This window comes from Hymenobacter baengnokdamensis (assembly GCF_008728635.1).
Classification (GTDB): Bacteria; Bacteroidota; Bacteroidia; order Cytophagales; family Hymenobacteraceae; genus Hymenobacter; species Hymenobacter baengnokdamensis.
The window spans coordinates 3,114,725-3,129,431 of sequence record NZ_CP044285.1 but is presented as its reverse complement, the minus strand read 5'-3'; the positions used below and the strand labels follow the sequence as shown (position 1 = coordinate 3,129,431).

General features: G+C 60.3%; 12 protein-coding genes and 1 pseudogene. 6 read left to right on the top strand and 7 right to left on the bottom strand.

Annotated elements, in window-relative coordinates:
• Nucleotides 1–13 precede the first annotated feature (13 nt).
• A complete protein-coding gene (locus tag F6X24_RS13395) occupies nt 14–1,420 on the top strand; it encodes a phospholipase D-like domain-containing protein (RefSeq protein WP_151088477.1) in 1,407 nt (468 codons plus the stop codon).
• 18 nt (nt 1,421–1,438) lie between these two features.
• On the opposite strand, the gene yiaA is transcribed toward F6X24_RS13395, so the two are convergent.
• Complete coding sequence (yiaA, locus tag F6X24_RS13390; protein ID WP_151088476.1) at nt 1,439–1,876, bottom strand: inner membrane protein YiaA; 438 nt, start codon at nt 1,874–1,876, stop codon at nt 1,439–1,441.
• Between the two features lie 388 nt (nt 1,877–2,264).
• On the opposite strand from yiaA, the gene F6X24_RS13385 reads away from it, so the two are divergent.
• Complete coding sequence (locus F6X24_RS13385; protein WP_151088475.1) at nt 2,265–3,986, top strand: M28 family metallopeptidase; 1,722 nt, start codon at nt 2,265–2,267, stop codon at nt 3,984–3,986.
• 79 nt (nt 3,987–4,065) lie between these two features.
• On the opposite strand, the gene F6X24_RS13380 is transcribed toward F6X24_RS13385, so the two are convergent.
• The 3 genes from F6X24_RS13380 to holA form a co-directional block, all read right to left on the bottom strand.
• Nucleotides 4,066–4,266: a hypothetical protein gene (locus F6X24_RS13380; protein WP_151088474.1), complete on the bottom strand. Its 201-nt coding sequence runs from the start codon at nt 4,264–4,266 to the stop codon at nt 4,066–4,068.
• 81 nt (nt 4,267–4,347) lie between these two features.
• On the bottom strand, nt 4,348–4,986 hold the full coding sequence (locus F6X24_RS13375) for a ferritin-like domain-containing protein (protein WP_151088473.1): 639 nt from the start codon (nt 4,984–4,986) through the stop codon (nt 4,348–4,350).
• An 81-nt stretch (nt 4,987–5,067) separates the two neighbouring features.
• The gene (holA, locus tag F6X24_RS13370; RefSeq protein ID WP_151088472.1) at nt 5,068–6,126 is read right to left on the bottom strand and encodes a DNA polymerase III subunit delta; all 1,059 of its coding nucleotides are present in this window, start codon (nt 6,124–6,126) and stop codon (nt 5,068–5,070) included.
• 139 nt (nt 6,127–6,265) lie between these two features.
• On the opposite strand from holA, the gene tyrS reads away from it, so the two are divergent.
• Entirely contained in the window at nt 6,266–7,576 is a 1,311-nt protein-coding gene (gene tyrS / locus F6X24_RS13365; RefSeq protein WP_151088471.1) for a tyrosine--tRNA ligase, read from the top strand.
• A 229-nt stretch (nt 7,577–7,805) separates the two neighbouring features.
• On the opposite strand, the pseudogene F6X24_RS19345 reads toward tyrS, so the two are convergent.
• Nucleotides 7,806–7,982, bottom strand: a pseudogene (locus F6X24_RS19345) (histone H1); the annotation flags it as partial.
• Between the two features lie 258 nt (nt 7,983–8,240).
• A complete protein-coding gene (locus tag F6X24_RS13355; RefSeq protein WP_151088469.1) occupies nt 8,241–9,479 on the bottom strand; it encodes an aminotransferase class I/II-fold pyridoxal phosphate-dependent enzyme in 1,239 nt (412 codons plus the stop codon).
• 267 nt (nt 9,480–9,746) lie between these two features.
• Between F6X24_RS13355 and accC the strand changes: the two genes are divergently transcribed.
• Nucleotides 9,747–11,258 carry an acetyl-CoA carboxylase biotin carboxylase subunit gene (gene accC, locus F6X24_RS13350; RefSeq protein ID WP_151088468.1) on the top strand — a complete coding sequence of 504 codons (1,512 nt, stop codon included), beginning with the start codon at nt 9,747–9,749 and terminating at the stop codon, nt 11,256–11,258.
• 31 nt (nt 11,259–11,289) lie between these two features.
• The gene (locus tag F6X24_RS13345) at nt 11,290–11,883 is read left to right on the top strand and encodes an imm11 family protein (protein ID WP_151088467.1); all 594 of its coding nucleotides are present in this window, start codon (nt 11,290–11,292) and stop codon (nt 11,881–11,883) included.
• Nucleotides 11,884–12,164: 281 nt separating this feature from the next.
• Here the strand turns inward: F6X24_RS13345 and F6X24_RS13340 are convergent, their stop codons facing one another.
• Nucleotides 12,165–13,253: a LacI family DNA-binding transcriptional regulator gene (locus F6X24_RS13340; protein ID WP_151088466.1), complete on the bottom strand. Its 1,089-nt coding sequence runs from the start codon at nt 13,251–13,253 to the stop codon at nt 12,165–12,167.
• Nucleotides 13,254–13,447: 194 nt separating this feature from the next.
• Here F6X24_RS13340 and tal point away from each other — a divergent pair, with 194 nt between their 5' ends.
• Complete coding sequence (gene tal / locus F6X24_RS13335) at nt 13,448–14,590, top strand: transaldolase (RefSeq protein WP_151088465.1); 1,143 nt, start codon at nt 13,448–13,450, stop codon at nt 14,588–14,590.
• The last annotated feature ends 117 nt before the right edge of the window (nt 14,591–14,707 follow it).

Here is a 14,707-nt window from a genome sequence, read left to right as displayed (position 1 = left end):
AATTGTTAAACAAATGCAAACCGAAGCCTTTTTCACCGACATCCGCGCTGTCCTGCTCCGTGAAATTGGCCTCGCCAAGCATTCCATTCACGTGGCCGTGGCGTGGTTTACCGACCACACGTTATTTGCGGCGCTGCTGGCGCGGCAGCGGGCCGGGGTGCCCGTGGTCCTGTGCCTGACGCGCGACGAGAAAGCCATCAATTTCCAGCCGGGCGGGCTGCCTTTTGCCGAGCTGGAAGCGTCCGGCGGGCGCGTGTTCGTGGTCGAAGACCGGCTGATGCACCACAAATTCTGCATCCTCGACGGGCGCGACGTGCTCACCGGCTCCTACAACTGGACTAACAAAGCCGCCCACCGCAACGAGGAGAACCTGGTGTTCACCACCGGCGACCCCGAGCTGGCCCGGCACTTTCTGCGCGAGTTTGCCCGCCTCACCGGCCAGCCCGATGCGCCGGCCGCCGACCCGGCCGTGCAGCGCGTGCTCAAGCGCCTGGCCGTCATTCAGTCGCTACTGACGCTGCACGAAACCGAAGACCTGCCCAAGCACCTCGACCGCCTCGAAGCCGAGCCCCTGGCCGACCCGCGCCTGACCGCCGTGCTCGCCGCCCTGCGCACCCACCGCTACGCCGAAGCGACCGACTTACTGCAAGCCTTCGTGGCCGCCCACGCCCAGGTGCGCGTGTGGGAAGACCCCCACCTGGCCGCCTTGCACCTCGAAATCCGGCTGCTCGAAGCCGAGCTGCTGGCCCTCGAGGCCGAGCGCGCCGAAGCTACCCGCCTGCTCACGGCCTTCGAGCTGTGGCACCAGCGCGAGCTGGGCGAGCTGCTGCAAGAGGTACTGGCCCTGCGCCGCGATGTGGCTAGCCACCAGCGCCACACCTCGGCCTATGCTGAAAGCGAGTACCAGCGCGCCGACCAGCGCTACCAGCAGCAAGCCCACGACCGCGAGCAGGCCCAGGCCGTGGCCGCCCACACCTTCGCCCTCGACGCCGACGGCCGCGCCCTGCTCAAAAAGCTCTACCGCGAAGCCGCCCAGCTCTGCCACCCCGACCGCGTAGCAGACACCCAAAAAGCCGCCGCCACCGAAGCGTTTCAACAGGTGCTTAGTGCTTATCAGCGCCAGGACGTGGCCGGGCTACAGGCGCAGCTACTCTACCTGCGGCGCGGCCTTTTCACGACTGCGACCACCACCTTAAGCTCAGTTGAGGTATTGCGTGCCCGCCGCGATACATTGGCCAGCAAGCACGCGGCACTCCTGCACGAGCTTACCAGCCTACGGGCCAGCGAGGCATTTGCCCTGGCCCAAGCCGACGAAGCCGACCAGCAAACCTACCTCCTAGCCAATCGCAACGCCTTGCTGGCTGAGCGTGACCGCCTGCGGGTGCAGTTGGAGCAATTAACCAGCGTCGTGACGCGTTAATCACCTATTATCCCTCGCCTATTCAGTATCCCCCATCCCAGCCGAAACCTTCGGTGCTGAACCCATATCCCGCGTATTCTTCTGCACGGCAATGGCTCCAAACAGGCTGAGCAAAAAGGCCATCGCATAAAAGCCTTTTTCGCTGAGCGTAAGCGTGGCGTTCCAGAGGCCGACCACTAGCAGCAGAATAGCCAGCAGCGTGGCAAACCAGGCCAGGCCGTAGTAGAGGCCCGTAACGGGGATTTTTTCCAGCTGGTCGCGCACCGTTTTTTGCAGGGAGATAACGGCAAACAGCCCGAACATGAGCACGGTGAAGTAGTAGCCTTTTTCGTTGAGCGCCATTGCGGCGTTCCAGAGGCCAATCAGGAAGCCGCCCATGCCTGCGAGCAGGGCAAACCACGAGGCGGCAATAAAGGCGGCGGAAGGACGGGAGGTGGTAACGGGAGCAGGTGACATAGACGATTAGGAGTGAAGTAGGCCCCGAAAGTAGCAGGCATAGTTAGTGGGCAGCAACTCCATCTTTGCCTTAATCAGCTATTAGCCAAGCTGGTTTAATTACCAAAATCTTTACTCATCACAATTACTATCAGCAATTTAACCACCTATACTATCTGACTTTAGGAGAAAACAACTCAGCAGGCCCGGGTGTGACGCGGGCACTGTTTGGCTGGGTTGCGAGCCGCTGCTCAGCGCCTGCTAAGCGCCACGCTTAAAAAGTGACCCGAGAGCTAGCGTCAACGTGCTGGCCCGCCCTACCTTCGCAACCGCTGCTGATGGCAGCGGGTAGCCAGCCGCCTACTGCGGCAGGGGCTTGCTGCCAACATTTTTAACCACACTTTCTTCAATGCCCCTTCCTACCCTTCGCCCCTGGCTGCTTCCCGTCGCGGCCGGCCTCCTGCTGGCCAGCTGCCAAAGCAACTCTACTACCTCCACCGAAACCGCTGTCAACGGCAAGCCCACCGAGGCGGCCCCCACCGACACGGCCAGCGTGGCCACGCCCAACGACGGCATCACGCCTGCTCTCATTGCCCAGCACATCAAGGTGTTGGCTTCGGATGAGTACCAGGGCCGGCGGCCATTTACGGCGGGCGAGGAAAAAGCCACGAGCTACCTGGCCGGCGAGTTTAAGAAGCTGGGGCTGAAACCCGGCAACAACGGCAGCTACTTTCAGCCGGTGCCGCTGGTCGAGATTGCTGGCAAGCCCGACTCGACGGCGACCATTGCGAGGAAAGGCAAAAGCCTGACGCTTAAATATCGTAAAGACTATATGTTTCTGACCGAGCGCGAGAAGCCTACGGTCGAAATCAAAAGCTCGCCGCTGGTATTTGCCGGCTACGGCGTGACGGCCCCCGAGTACAAGTGGGACGACTACGCCGGCCTCGACGTGAAGGGCAAAACCGTAGTGGTGCTCATCAACGACCCCGGCAACGCGGGCACCGATACTACTATGTTCAAGGGCAAGGAAATGACCTACTACGGCCGCTGGATGTACAAGTACGAGGAGGCGGCCCGCCACGGCGCAACCGGCCTGGTCATCATCCACGACACCAAGCCCGCTTCCTACCCCTGGACGGTGGTGCAAAGCAGCAACGGCGGGGCCAAGCTGCACCCCCAGACGCCCGACCACGGCGCCAGCAAAGTGGCCCTCGAAGGCTGGATGACCCTTGACGCGGCCAAGCAGCTGTTCACCGCCGCCGGCCTGAAGTATGACGACCTGTACGCCGCCGCTAATAAACCCGGCTTTAAGGGCAAAGACCTGGGCCTGAGCCTGACCACTACGCTGCACAATAAAATCACGTATAAAACCTCCAAAAACGTGGTGGCTATGCTGCCCGGCACCAGCCGGCCCAACGAGTACATCATCTATTCGGCGCACTGGGACCACCTCGGCATCGGGCCGGCCGTAGCCGGCGACTCGATTTACAACGGGGCGCTCGACAACGCCAGCGGCTGCGCGGGTTTGCTGGCCATTGCCAACGGCTTCGTGCAGGCCAAGCAGAAACCCGGCCGTAGCATCGTGTTTCTGGCCGTGACGGGCGAAGAGCAGGGGCTGCTCGGCTCCGACTACTACGCCCAGCATCCCATCTTCCCGCTCAAAAACACGGTAGCCGACATCAATATGGATGAGCTGCTGGCCTTTGGGCCGATGCGCGACGTGACCATCACCGGCTACGGACAGTCGGACCTGGACGACTACGCCCGCACCGCCGCCAAGGAGCAGAACCGCTACGTCATCCCCTATCAGCACCCCGAAACCGGCAGCTTCTACCGCTCCGACCACTTCAGCTTTGCCAAGGTGGGCGTGCCGGCGCTCTACGCCAGCGGCTCGTTTGACAGCCGCCTGCACGGCAAGGCTTTCGCCGAGAAAGAGCGCAAAGAGTTCGAGGCTAATAACTATCACCAGCCTTCCGACCAGTTTAACCCCAAGTGGGACCTGCGCGGCGCGGCGCAGGATGCGCGCCTGCTCTTCCGCATCGGCCAGCAGCTGGCCAGCGAAACTACCTTCCCGCAGTGGAAAGCCGGCTCCGAGTTCCGGGCCGTGCGCCTGAAAAGCCGGCCACAATAGGCTTTTTCCCGATAAACACAAACCCCCCGGCAATGCGATTGCCGGGGGTTTTTTGTGTTTATTGTGGTGTTTACGGAGGCTACTTGCTCACCCCCGGCACGTTGAGGCTGCCCGCTTTGGCGCGCTTGTAGAGGTAGGCTGCGCCGGCGGCCAGAATGGCGCCGCCTAGTACTTTATGCGTAGAGGTGAGGCCGCCAGTAGTAGCGTCGTCATTATTTCTCCGGCCAAACAGGCTGGCAATCATGCCGCCCAGGGTGCCGCTCGGTTGGTTATCGCTCATGGGTAAAATCAGATTTAAGTGGGAGAGCCTTCTTACGATTAAGAAACGACCTGCGTTGCCCACTACTGCCAGGGATTGCGGCTACCCCTGCTTGGCCTTCAACTTTTTCAGCCGGTCATACGTGTGTTGCGACAGCGCATACTGGCGCTCCACGGCCTGGCGCAGGGGCCCGGTAAGCGTGCGGTCGGCCAGGGCTTCCTGGTAGGCTTTCAGGGCCCATTCCTCGCCGTAGATATTAGAGCCGAGGATGCTCTTTTCATCGCGGGCCGTGACGATGGCCTTGGTATCCATCCAGGCGCGGTAGAGCTTGCCCTTGAGGGTCGTGCTGGTTTCGCGCTTGCCGCCTTCGCGGGTCAGGTAGGTGTTCAGGTCGGTCGCAAACTGCTGGCTCTGGCTGGCCAGCTGCTTGTAGTAGCCCCGCAGCTCGGCGTCGTGGCTTTCTGCCACGGCCCGCTGGTAGCCCTCGATACGGTCGTTGACGAAGTACAGCAGCTCGTCGAGCGTAGCGCCCTGGTCAGTGGCCGGCGCGCTTTTCCTGCGGCGGGCCACCAAAGCTACGCCTACTGCCAGCAACGCCCCACCCACTATTTTCCCGACAGTGCTGGTTTTCTTTACGGTAGCCGGCCGCTGGCCGCGCATTTCGCCCGCAGAGTTCTGGGCCACCGAGTGTTTGGGCCGCGGCGTGGCAGCGGTATTGGCTGAAGGCTGGTTCTTTTTCATGCTGCTGAACTAATGGACAAACCAGCCCTTACGACATTTACCACCAAGGCGTTAAGGCAGAGCTTATTTACCCGGCCCACCTTAATCCACGGCCGCCGCCGGCACCGGGTGCAGTATCAGCCACACCAGCTCGCGTAGAATTTCGCCCTCATCCATGCTGCCGCTCTCAATACCCTTGCTCTGCGCGTCGGCCCTTCGAATAAGGTGAATCAGGTCGATGGTGCGCTCGGGGCTGAACTGGCGCTGGGCCAGCTGGTATTCCTTCTGGGCAAACTTGTTGATGCCCATTTTCTGCAAGTCGGCGTCCGACGGGTTCGGGCCGGCCTGGTGCAGCATGAGCAGGCGCGTGAAGAAGTTGAAGAGCAGCGTAAGGTTGGGAATGAGCGGGTTGGCCTTGGGGTTGGCGGCAAAGTGCGTAAGAATGCGGTTGGCCTTGAGCACGTCGCGCTGCACCAAGGCCCGCTGCAACTCAAATATATTATACTCCTTGCTTATCCCTACCATGCGCTGCACCAGGTCTTCGTCGATGGCCTGGCCGGCTTTCACGTTGAGCAGCAGCTTGTTTACCTCGTTGGCCAGCCGGCCCAGGTCGGCGCCGATGTACTCGGCCAGCAGCGCGGTGGCGCCGCCCGAAATCTGCTGCTTGCGCGAGCGTACGTAGCCGGTCAGCCACTGCGGCACCTGGCTGTCGTAGAGCTTCTTGCTGGTCATCAGCACCGCGCCGGGCGCGTCTTTGCCGGCCAGCAGCTTGCCGAGCTTCTTGCGCGAGTCGAGGGTTTTGTGCTTGTAGCAGAGCACGAGCACGGTGCTGGCCAGCGGGTTTTTGAGGTAGGCTTCGAGAAAAGGCCAGGCTTTTTCGCTTTCCAAATCGGCCACGGCCTGCGCCTCCTTCACAATCACGACCGAGTAGTCGCTCATCATCGGGAAGCGCCTGGCCTGGCCCAGAATACCCGCCGTATCGGTATCCTTGCCGTAGAGCACCGTCTGGTTGAAGCTGCGCTCGCTCTCGGGCAGCACCGAGCTTTCGAGTGCATCAGCCACGGTATCAATGAAATAGGGCTCGTCGCCCTGCAAAAAATACACCGGCTGAAACTGCCGCTGCTGCACGGCTTTAAGAATGGCGTCGGCGTCCTGTATCAAGTAACATTTAACAGTTAACAGTTAACAATAAGCGGGCGCGAGCCAGCCTAATCAGGCGAAGTTACTCGTTGGCTAACTTTGCTGCGATTTTACCGCTCCACGAAGGGCAAGCAGGCAACTGTTAACTGTTAATTGATAAATGTTACTTGAAGAATTGAAGTGGCGCGGCATGTACCATGATGCCATGCCCGGCACCGCCGAGCACCTGGCCAGCGCCGCGCCCGTGTCGGGCTACATCGGCTTCGACCCCACGGCGGCCTCGCTGCACATCGGCAACCTGGCCACTATTATGCTGCTGGTGCACTTGCAGCGCGCCGGCCACCGCCCGGTGGCGCTGGTGGGGGGCGCCACCGGCATGATTGGCGACCCCAGCGGCAAAAGCGCCGAACGCAACCTGCTCGACGAAACCACCCTGCGCGCCAACCAGGCGGGTATTCGGGCGCAGCTCGAAAAATTCCTGGAGTTCAACGACTCGCCCACCGGCGCGGTGCTCGTCAACAACTACGACTGGTTCAAGGACTTCAGCTTTTTGCAGTTTCTGCGCGATGTAGGCAAGCACCTCACCGTAAACTACATGATGGCCAAAGACTCGGTGAAGCGTCGCATCGGCGGCGGCGAAGAAGGCCCGTCGGCCGGGGGCTCCGAGGGCATCAGCTACACCGAGTTCAGCTACCAGCTGCTGCAAGGCTACGACTTTTTCCACCTCTACCAGCACCTGGGCTGCACGCTGCAAATGGGCGCCAGCGACCAGTGGGGCAACATTACCACCGGCACCGAGCTCATTCGCCGCCTCACCGACGGCCAGGGCAAGGCCTACGCCCTCACCGGCCAGCTCATCACCAAGGCCGACGGCACCAAGTACGGCAAGAGTGAAACCGGCACCGTGTGGCTCGACCCGGCCCTGACCTCGCCCTACCAGTTCTACCAGTTTTTTCTCAACAGCAAAGACGAAGACGCCCCGCGCCTCATCCGTGTGTTTACGCTACTCGGACAGGCCGAAATCGAAGCCCTGGAAGCCGAGCACGCCCAGGCGCCGCACCTGCGCCTGCTGCAAAAGGCGTTGGCCCGGGAGGTAACCATCCGGGTGCACTCCGAGGCGGCTTACGAAGCGGCCGTGGCTGCTTCGCAGGTGCTATTCGGGGGCGGCGACCTGGCCGCGCTCGACGAGGCGACCCTGCTCGACGTGTTTGCCGGCGAGCCGCAGCTACCCATCACGCCCGCGCAGCTGGCCGAAACCGACGTGGCCACCCTACTCAGCGACACCACCGGCGGGCAGGTATTTCCGTCCAAAGGTGAAGCCCGCAAGATGATGCAGAACGGTGGCCTTAGCCTCAACGGCCAAAAAATCAGCAACCCCCAGCAGCCCGCCGCCGAGCTGCCCCTGCTGCTGGGCAAGTACCTGGTAGTCAAGAAAGGCAAAAAGCACTATCTTCTAAAAGCAGGAAATTGATTATTTTATATATAATAAATAATCAATATAAGGTGTCGACAAAAAAGCCCCGCTGACCAGCGAGGCTTTTTTGTTGGAAAGCTCGTCTGAATAATCCGACAAATCCGGATAAATCCGTGGGCCGGACTTACTTCTTTTTCGCAGCGGGAGCTGCCTTTTTAGCAGCAGCCGGAGCAGCTTTCTTAGCGGCCGGAGCAGCCTTGGCAGCCGGAGCGGCCGCGCCGTCTTTCGACGAGTTCTTCATGTTCTGCACTTCCAGGCGGATGGCCTGGGCGTGGTTCTTAAGGTCCTGCATGCCTTTGCGCACGCGGGTACCAGCCGCCGCGTTATTCTTGTCATACGACTTTTCGAAGTCGTCTTCCAGCGAGTGAATCAGGTCTTTGATTTTATTGAAAGGGTTAGCCATGAAAGTTGGTTGGTAATGGGTGAGAAAGGAAATTGTGCTTACGCGGCCCTAATATACAGGGACTTTCTACGCAAGCAACTTTTCCGGGTTTTTTTCAAAACCGCATTTCCGGCTTCGTAGAGGCCTTTTTTGCTTCAGAACGGCCTAAAAACTCACCAGCGACCCACCAAGCCACTTGGAATTGTACAAAAATCAACGCCCCGGCCGCCCATAAGGGCAGCCGGGGCGCAGCAGTTTGGCGAGCTAGTTACCACTGTTTTAGGCAGTAGCGGGCTGTTTGCTGTAGAGCCCTTTGTCGAGCTTAGTGGCAATGGCTTCGAAGGCCGCAATGGTCTGGCGCACATCTTCGAGCGTGTGCACCGCCGTGGGGATGAGGCGCAGCATAATAACGCCCTTGGGCACTACCGGATACACTACAATAGAGCAGAAAACTCCGTGATTCTCACGCAAATCGAAGGTTAGGGCCGTGGCGTCGGGGATTTGGCCGTTGAGAAAAACCGGCGTCACCGGCGACTCGGTGGTACCGATGTTGAAGCCTTTCTCGCGCAGGCCGCTTTGCAGGGCGCGCACGATGGTCCAGAGGTTTTCGCGGTACTCCGGGTGGTTGCGAATCAGCTCCAGGCGCTTCAGGGCCCCAATGACGAGGGCCATCGGCAGGGATTTGGCAAAAATCTGGCTGCGCATGTTGTAGCGCAAATATTCAATAACTGCCTCCTGGCCCGCTACGAAGGCGCCAATGCTGGCCATGCTCTTGGCGAAGGTGTAAAAAATCAGGTCTACGCCCTCCGTAATGCCCAAATGCTCGGCTGTGCCGGCCCCGGTGGCCCCCAGCGTGCCGAAGCCGTGGGCATCGTCGACAAACAGCCGGAAGCTGTATTTCTCCTTTAGCTTCACGATTTCGCGCAGCTTGCCGAGGTTGCCCGACATGCCAAACATGCCTTCGGTAATGACGAGGATGCCGCCGCCGGTTTCGTCGGTGAGGCGCTTGGCGCGCTCGAGCTGCTTTTCGAGGCTCTCAATATCGTTGTGCGGAAACACGAAGCGCTTGCCCTGGTGCAGGCGTACGCCGTCGATAATGCAGGCGTGCGACTCGGCATCGTACACGATGGCGTCGTGGCGGCTTACCAGCGCGTCGATAATGCTTACCACGCCCTGGTAGCCGAAGTTGAGCAGCAGCGCGGCGGGCTTGTGCACGAAATCGGCCAGCTCATTTTCCAGCTGCTCGTGCAGGGTCGAGTTGCCGCTCATAATCCGCGCCCCCATGGGGTAAGCCATGCCGTAGTGCGCGGCCCCGTCGGCATCGGCCTGCCGCACTTCCGGATGGTTGGCCAGGCCGAGGTAGTTGTTCAGGCTCCAGGTCAATACTTCCTTCCCCCGAAACAGCATCCGGGGGTTAATCTCGCCTTCGAGCTTGGGAAACGTGAAGTAGCCGTGGGCATAATGGGAGTGCGAACCCAGCGGGCCCCGGTTGGCCGAAACGCGGTCGAAAATATCCACTGAAAAACTTGGGGAATAAGTTATGAGAGCGAAGTAAGCGAACCCAAATGGCCCGCGCTGCAAGAACTGTTAAACGACAAAGATAGGCCGCGCTCAGCTTTTGTACATAATTTGGGCGTAACGACGGGCAGCGGGCAGCCTCTTTAGTACCGGGCCGGCGGTTTAAGGTTTTCTTTGTGGCGCAGTAGCGCGGACTTTCAGTCCGCGAGTGCTTGCGCTGACCTTTGCTGTCGCGGACTAAAAGTCCGCGCTACTCTCCCACCCCGCATGAAAAAAATAGCTAAGCTCCTGGTTGCCAATCGCGGCGAGATTGCCCTGCGCGTGCTGCGCTCGGCCAAAGAAATGGGTATCGCCACGGTGGCCATCTATTCGGAGGCCGACCGCCTCTCGCCCCACGTACGCTACGCCGACGAGGCTGTGTGCGTCGGCCCGCCGGCTTCGGCCCAGAGCTACTTGCGGGGCGATAAAATAATTGAGATTTGCCACCAGCTGGGTGTCGATGCCATTCACCCCGGCTACGGCTTCCTGTCGGAAAATGCCGGCTTTGCGCGGGCTGTGCGCGAGGCGGGGCTGATTTTTGTGGGCCCCTCGCCCGAAGCGATGGAGCTGATGGGCGACAAGCTCTCGGCCAAGCAGACGGTCAAAACCTACAATATTCCGCTGGTGCCGGGCACCGACGAGGCTATTTCCGACGTGGAGGCAGCCAAGCAGATTGCCCGGGAAGTCGGCTTTCCGATTCTGATTAAGGCCTCGGCCGGCGGCGGCGGCAAGGGCATGCGCCTGGTGCACAACGTGGAGGAGTTTGAGGAGCAGATGCAGCTGGCCGTGAGCGAGGCCACCTCGGCGTTTGGCGACGGGGCGGTGTTCATCGAGAAGTTCGTGACCGGCCCCCGACATATAGAAATTCAGATATTAGGCGACGAGCACGGCAATATCGTGCACCTGTTTGAGCGCGAGTGCTCGATTCAGCGCCGCCACCAGAAGGTGATTGAGGAAGCGCCGTCGTCGGTGCTCACGCCCGCGCTACGTGCCGAGATGGGCCGCTGCGCCGTAGACGTGGCCCGCGCCTGCCAGTACGCGGGGGCCGGCACCGTGGAGTTTCTGCTCGACGACCAGCACCGCTTCTACTTCCTCGAAATGAACACCCGCCTGCAAGTCGAGCACCCGGTTACGGAGATGATTACCGGCCTCGATTTGGTGAAGGAGCAGATTCGGGTAGCGGAGGGCCAGCCCCTGCCCTTCCGCCAGGAAGACCTGACCATCAACGGCCACGCCCTGGAGCTGCGCGTGTACGCCGAAGACCCGCAAAACAACTTTCTGCCCGACATCGGCCGGCTAGCCACCTACGTGCGCCCCCAGGGCCCCGGCGTACGCGTCGATGATGGCTTCGAGCAGGGCATGGATATCCCGATTTACTACGACCCCATGATTGCCAAGCTGGTAGCCTACGGTGCCACCCGCGAGGACGCCATTGCCCGGATGCTGCGGGCCATTGCCGAGTACCAGATTACGGGCATCGAAACCACGCTGCCCTTCGGCACTTTTGTGCTCAAGCACCCGGCCTTCGTGAGCGGCAACTTCGACACGAATTTTGTGCGCGACCACTTCAGCCCCGCCGTGCTGGCCCCCACCACGCCCGATGAAGGCACTGCGCAGGTAGCCGCCGCGCTGGTAGCCATGCTCATAAGCGAGAAGCAGCCGGCCAGCCCGATGGCCACGGGAGAAGCGGCCGGCGCGCCGGCTTCGGCGTGGCGGCGGAATAGAATGGGGGTTGGGTAACACTTGCTAACGCAAAGCACTAGCCTTAGCTATGGTCTTCTTCTTATCACCACTGGATAGTAAGAGTGTCGCTGTTGCATGTCCTCCTGTCGACACACCAGCTTCCTATAAACTTATAGACCAACTAGATGGCTTAACCACTCTTCCCTTCGACCTAGTCCTCCAGGATATTCTTTTTGAAAAGAACCGCTCACGAAGGTCGAGTGAACTAGGTAAATTAAAGCATTTATGGCTCGATTACCAACCAAATAGTTTAGTCTGGCCTATTTTCTCTGAGCGACTCAAAAACCTGCTTGATAACCAAATTATTAGTGAAAAGCCATTCGATTGGCTTTCTGTTACCATTAGGCAAAACAGCAAGGTTTCCAGGCAGTATTATTTGCTAAGATTTATCAAGCAGCAAGATGTACTCAATATGGAGCAATCTGTTTTTGCTGGCAGAAACGCTGATTTTTTAGTAAAGCCTGTTTTCGATGTCAAAAAGATAGAAAACCTTACTATTTTTGGCGCGCGAAAAGACTTCTGGCAAATAACCTCTGGCATTTATGTAAGCCAGAAGGTTAAGGATGCAGCTAAGGCTCAGGGTTTAGTCGGTTTGAATTTTGAAAGTGTGGGGACAGTATAACTTATGCTCTACTTCCCAATCTGGCGCGAGTTTAGGCGAAGACCTGCCACGCTAGCCCCGTAGCAGTTGGCGAAGCGGCCGGCGTGCCGGCCCCTAACTGGCGCGAGTTTAGGCGAAGCCGTAACTCGTGCCTGGCTTTGCGTGGTGGTTGTACCTCCACTGCCGCGCGAGCGGCAAGGCGGGGCTGCACCGCCGGAGTTGCTCCACAGGATACATAGATTATTTCGAATATTTACCAGAGTTACCCTACGCTAAACTCGCGGCGCAACAAACCCGCCGTCTTATATCGAAGCAAGCCGGGCCGGGCCTTCAGCGTCTTGCCCCCGCTGCGACGACTCCCGCACAAACAGCTCGGGCTCCAGCACCACCTGGCGCGGGGCAAGCGGAGCATGGGGCGCAGCGGCCAGCTCTAGAAACAACCGCACGGCCGCTGCGCCCATCGCCTCACAGCGCTGGTCGACGGACGTAAGCTGTGGCTCGGTAATAGTAGTAAACAGCTCGTTGCTGAAGCCGGCCAGGGCAACAGCCTGCGGCACGCGGATGCGCTGCGCCTTTAAAACCTGGAGCGCCCCCAGAATAGCCGAGTCGCCGGCCGCGAATACGGCGTCGATGGGAGTGGCCAGGGTCAGCAGCTGGCGCGTGGCCTGGGCCCCGGCCTCAGTGCTCATATCGGAGGTGAGTAGCAGGGCCTCGTCGGGGGCGATACCGTAGGCCGCCAGCGCGTCGAGGTAGCCCTGGCGGCGGTGCTGGTAAATGGTGAGGTGCGGCGGGCCCGTCAGGTGCGCAATGCGGCGGCAGCCCTGGGCCAGCAAGTGGCTGGTAGCCTGAAAAGCCCCCGCGTGGTCGTTGAGCACCACTGCATTAACGGGGCCGGCAGCGGGCGTGCGGTCAAAAAATACCAGCGGAATACCCCGGCTGCGCACTTTATCGAAGTGCTGATAGTCGAGGGTGTTGCGGGCCAGCGACACGAGCACGCCGGCCACCTGGGCGCTGAGCAGGGTCTCGACGTTACGGCGCTCCAGCAGCACCTCTTCGTGCGACTGGCACACGATAACGCTAAAGCCGGCCTTGCTGGCCGCCTGCTCGATACCCTGAATAACCGACGGAAAGAACTTGCCTTCGATGTAGGGCACCACTACACCCAGCAGGCGGCTCTGGCCTTTGCGCAGGGCAGCGGCCAGGTGGTTGGGCTGATAGTTGAGCTTCTGGGCCAGCTGCCGCACGCGCTCCTTGGTGGCGGCCCCGATGCTGTGGTGGTCGCTCAGCGCCCGCGATACGGTGGTCATCGACACGCCCAGCTCGCGGGCCAGGTCGGCCATCGACACGGCGGGCGGTATGGGGTGAATAGATTTCTTTTTAGCAGAACTCATAGAGGCGCTGGCGGGCCGGCCCTGACAACCAGCCGCCGGGCAACCGCGCAAAACTAAGCCGGTTTGGCGGCTGCTTCCCGAAGAAATAACCTGCGTGGCGGTACTGTATGCGTCGGTTGCCCGTTTCTTTGCGTACTAACCCCCGGCCGGCCCACCCCTGGCCGCCATTGTCTTCCTACTATCCTCCTTCTGCCATGAACCCACTTGTTGATATCCGCCGCCTCGACCAAAGCCTCTGGCTCGACTTTATTAGCCGTAAAGTTCTGACAAACGGCGAGTTGAAAAAGCGTATCGACGAAGATGCCCTGCGCGGCGTGACGTCGAACCCCGCCATCTTTGAAAAAGCCATCGGCGGCTCGGCCGATTACGACGACACCATCGCGGCGCAGGCCCGGCAGGGTAAGTCGGCCGAAGAAATCTACGTGGGCCTGGCCGTGGCCGACGTGCAGGCGGCCTGCGACCTGTTTCGGCCGCTCTACGACAGCCACGACAACTCCAGCGATGGCTACGTGAGCCTGGAAGTATCGCCCAAGCTGGCCCACGACACCGCCGGCACTATTGCCGAAGGCCGCCAGCTATGGAAAGATGTGAGCCGGCCCAACGTGATGATAAAAGTGCCCGCTACGCTGGAAGGCCTGCCGGCTATTCGCCAGCTTATTTCGGAGGGCATTAACGTAAACGTGACGCTGATTTTTGGGCTGGACCGCTACAAGGCCGTAGCCGAGGCGTTTATCTCGGGCCTGGAAGACCGCGTTAAAGCCGGGCAGTCACTGGCCAGTATCGATTCGGTAGCCAGCTTCTTCCTGAGCCGCATTGATGTGCTGATTGACCCGCAGCTGGAAAAAATGGCGGCCGAGGGCGGCGAAAAAGGACAGCTGGCGCAGTCGCTGGTAGGCGAAGTGGCCCTGGCCAGCGCCAAGGAAGCTTACCAGCTGTACAAAGGGATTTTTGCCGGGGCGCGCTGGGAAGCGCTGGCCAGCAAAGGTGCTCACACGCAGCGCCTGCTGTGGGCCAGCACCGGCAACAAAAACCCCAAGTACGACGACCTGAAATACGTCGAGAATCTCATCGGGCCAAAAACTGTGAACACGATTCCGGTGGAGACAATGGATATTTTCAAGCAGAAAGGCCACCCCGCCGACCGCCTCGAACAAGGCCTCGCTAAAGCGCAGCAGGTGCTGCGCGACCTGCCCAAAGTCGGCCTTGACCTCGACGCCCAAACCGCTCAGCTGGAGAAGGAAGGCGTGCAGAAGTTCATCGAGCCCTTCGGCAAGCTGATTGACTCGGTGGAGAAAAAACGCCAGGCGGCGGTAGCTGCTGCCAAGCAGTCGGCGTAGTCAGCCTGCTTATCATAGTAAACAACTTCGTGTACCGGGCGGGCCGCCGGCTTTGGGCCGGCTGTTCGCCCGAAGTTCGCGCCGCTCGCTCTTTCGACGAGCGCACAATCGGCTCAA